Origin of the sequence: Kitasatospora sp. NPDC059722, assembly GCF_042733235.1 — a bacterium.
GTDB lineage: Bacteria > Actinomycetota > Actinomycetes > Streptomycetales > Streptomycetaceae > Kitasatospora.
In genome coordinates, this window is record NZ_JBHWGD010000242.1 from 1 (window position 1) to 3,284 (window position 3,284).

Annotated in this window: 2 protein-coding genes; both read left to right on the plus strand. The window is 73.1% G+C overall.

All coding sequences use genetic code 11. From position 1 onward, the window contains the following. The coding region (locus ACFV4F_RS42900) for an AMP-binding protein (RefSeq protein WP_380511387.1) at positions 1 to 823 on the plus strand (823 nt) is incomplete at its 5' end. Then, positions 820 to 3,195, plus strand: a complete 2,376-nt coding sequence (locus tag ACFV4F_RS42905; protein WP_380511390.1) for a bifunctional salicylyl-CoA 5-hydroxylase/oxidoreductase — start codon at positions 820 to 822, stop codon at positions 3,193 to 3,195. The genes ACFV4F_RS42900 and ACFV4F_RS42905, both read left to right, overlap by 4 nt. Positions 3,196 to 3,284: the final 89 nt, after the last annotated feature.

Below are 3,284 nucleotides of genomic sequence, written 5' to 3' on the forward strand. Positions count from 1 at the left end.
GGTCTCGGTCCTGTTCACCGCGCCGACCGCCTACCGCACGATGCTCGGCCAGCTGGACGGCCACGACCTGTCGGCGCTGCGCCGCTGTGTGTCGGCCGGGGAGAACCTGCCCGCGGCGACCTGGCAGGCCTGGTTCGAGGCGACCGGGCTGCGCATCATCAACGGCATCGGCGCCACCGAGCTGCTGCACATCTTCATCTCCGCCGTCGGCGACGACATCCGCCCCGGCGCCACCGGCCGCCCGCTGCCCGGCTACCGGGCCACCATCCTCGACCTCGACGGCCACGAGCTCGGCCCCGGCGAGCCCGGCCGGCTCGCCGTCATCGGCCCGGTCGGCTGCCGCTACCTGGACGACCCGCGCCAGGACGAGTACGTCGTGGACGGCTGGAACGTCACCGGCGACCTCTTCCACCGCGACGCCGACGGCTACTTCTACTACCAGGCCCGCAGCGACGCCATGATCGTCTCCTCGGGCTACAACATCGGCGGCCCCGAGGTCGAGGCCGCCATCGACACCCACCCGGACGTCGTCGAGTCCGGCGTCGTCGCCAAGCCCGACCCCGAACGCGGCTCCGTCGTCTGCGCGTTCGTCGTCCTGCGCGACGGCGTCCCGGACGGCGAGGCGGCCGCCGCCAAGGCCAGGGAGATCCAGGACCACGTCAAACAGGTCCTGGCCCCCTACAAGTACCCGCGCGACGTGCGGTTCTGCGACGCCCTGCCCCGCAACACCAGCGGCAAGCTCCAGCGCTTCGTGCTGCGCCGGCTCGTCGCGGACGGCGAGCGCAGCGGCGGCCAGGCCCCTGCCGAGAAAGGAACCCAGTGAAGATCGCGATCGTCGGCGGCGGCCCCGGCGGCCTGTACCTCGCCGCGCTCATGAAGCAGCTCGACCCCGCCCACGAGGTCACCGTGTGGGAGCGCAACGCGCCCGACGTCACCTTCGGCTTCGGCGTGGTCTTCTCCGACGAGACGCTCGGCGGCATCGAGAACGCGGACGCCGAGTTCGCCGCCGCCATGGCCGACCGCTTCGCCCGCTGGACGGACATCGACATCCACGTCGGCGGCCGCACCCACACCGTCGGAGGCCAGGGCTTCGCCGCCATGAGCCGCCGCGAGCTGCTGCACCTGCTCCAGGAGCGCTGCCGCGGCCTCGGCGTCGACCTGCGCTTCGGCACGCCCGCGCCGGACACCGCCGCGCTGCGCGCCGGGCACGACCTGGTCGTGGCCGCCGACGGCGTCAACTCGGCCGTCCGGCAGGCGAGTCCGGAAGCGTTCGGGCCCACGCTCGACACCCGCCGCAACAAGTACATGTGGCTCGGCACCGACCTGGTCTTCGAAGCCTTCCAGTTCCTCATCAAGCAGACCGAGTGGGGGACCATGCAGGTCCACGGCTACCCCTACTCCGCCACCGGCTCCACCTTCATCGTCGAGATGCACGAGGACGTGTGGCGCCGGGCCGGCTTCGACACCGGCCCCGACCTCCCGCCCGGCGCCTCCGACGAGCCCGCCGTGGAGCGGATCCGCGCCCTGTTCGCCGACGAGCTCGACGGACACCGGCTGTTCGCCAACAACTCGCGCTGGCTCAACTTCACCACCGTGCGCAACGAGCGCTGGCACGACGGCGGGCTCGTCCTGCTCGGCGACGCCGCGCACACCGCGCACTTCTCGATCGGCTCGGGCACCAAGCTCGCCATGGAGGACGCCCTCGCCCTCGCCGCCTGCCTGCACGAACACCCCACGCTGGACGAGGCGTTGACGGCCTACGAGGCCGAGCGCCGCCCGGTCGTCGAGTCCACCCAGCGCGCCGCGCAGGCCTCCCTGGAGTGGTTCGAGAACATCGGCATGTACACCGGCCAGGAGCCCGTGCAGTTCTGCTTCAACCTGCTCACCCGCTCCCGCCGCATCACCTACGACAACCTCCGTACCCGCGACCCGCACTTCGCCGACCGCGTCGACGAGGCCTTCGCGAAGGCGCAGGGCGCCGACAGCGTCGTCCCGGCGATGTTCCAGCCCTTCCGACTCGGGCCGCTGGAGCTCAAGAACCGCGTCATCGTCTCCCCCATGGACATGTACTCCGCCGTCGACGGCCTCCCCGGCGACTTCCACCTCGTCCACCTCGGCTCGAAGGCGATGGGCGGTGCCGGCCTGGTCATGACCGAGATGGTCTGCGTCTCCCCCGAGGGCCGCATCACCCCCGGCTGCACCGGCCTGTGGAACGACGGGCAGCGCGACGCGTGGCAGCGCATCGTCTCCTTCGCGCACGCCAACTCGACCGCCCGGATGGGCCTCCAGCTCGGCCACTCCGGCCGCAAGGGCTCGACCCGGCTCATGTGGGAGGGCATGGACGAACCGCTGGAGCAGGGCAACTGGGACGTCGTCGGACCGTCCGAAGTCCCCTACGGCCCCGCCTCCGCGACACCCCGCGAGCTCACCCGCGCCGAACTCGACCGGATCACCGCCGAGTTCGTCGCCGCCGCCCGGCGCGGCGCGGAAGCCGGCTTCGACCTCCTCGAACTCCACTGCGCCCACGGCTACCTGCTCTCGTCCTTCCTCTCCCCGCTGGCCAACCACCGCACCGACGAGTACGGCGGCCCGCTGGAGAACCGCCTGCGCTACCCCCTGGAGGTCTTCGACGCCGTCCGCGCGACCTGGCCCGCCGACCGCCCGGTGATCGTGCGCATCTCCGCCACCGACTGGGCCCCCGACGGCAACACCGAACACGACGCCGTCGAGATCGCCCGCGCCTTCATCGCCCACGGCGCCGACGGCCTCGACGTCTCCACCGGCCAGGTCACCAAGCACGAACGCCCCGCCTACGGCCGCTCCTATCAGACCCCCTACGCCGACCGGATCCGCCACGAGGTCGCCGCCGTCACCGGCACCGCCGTCATCGCCGTCGGCGCCATCGCCTCCTACGACGACGTCAACTCCATCCTCATGGCCGGCCGCGCCGACCTCTGCGCCATCGGCCGCACCCACCTCTACGACCCGCAGTGGACGCTGCACGCCGCCGCCGAACAGGACTACCGCGGCCCGGCCGCCGACTGGCCCCTCCCCTACCGCGCCGGCAGCCGCAAACCCCCCACCTCCCGCACCGACGCCATCCGCCCCCGCCTCACCCTGCTGCGCGCCGAGGACCCCGACCGCGCCGTCCACCTCCGCTGGACCCCGCCCCGTGAACCGGCCCCCGTCTCCTGAGCCGGGGGGCCGGGCGCCCGTGGGGGGCCCCCGCCCCCCCCCCCGCCCCGTGTGGGAGGTCACCCACGCGGCCGGCCCCCCCCCCCCAC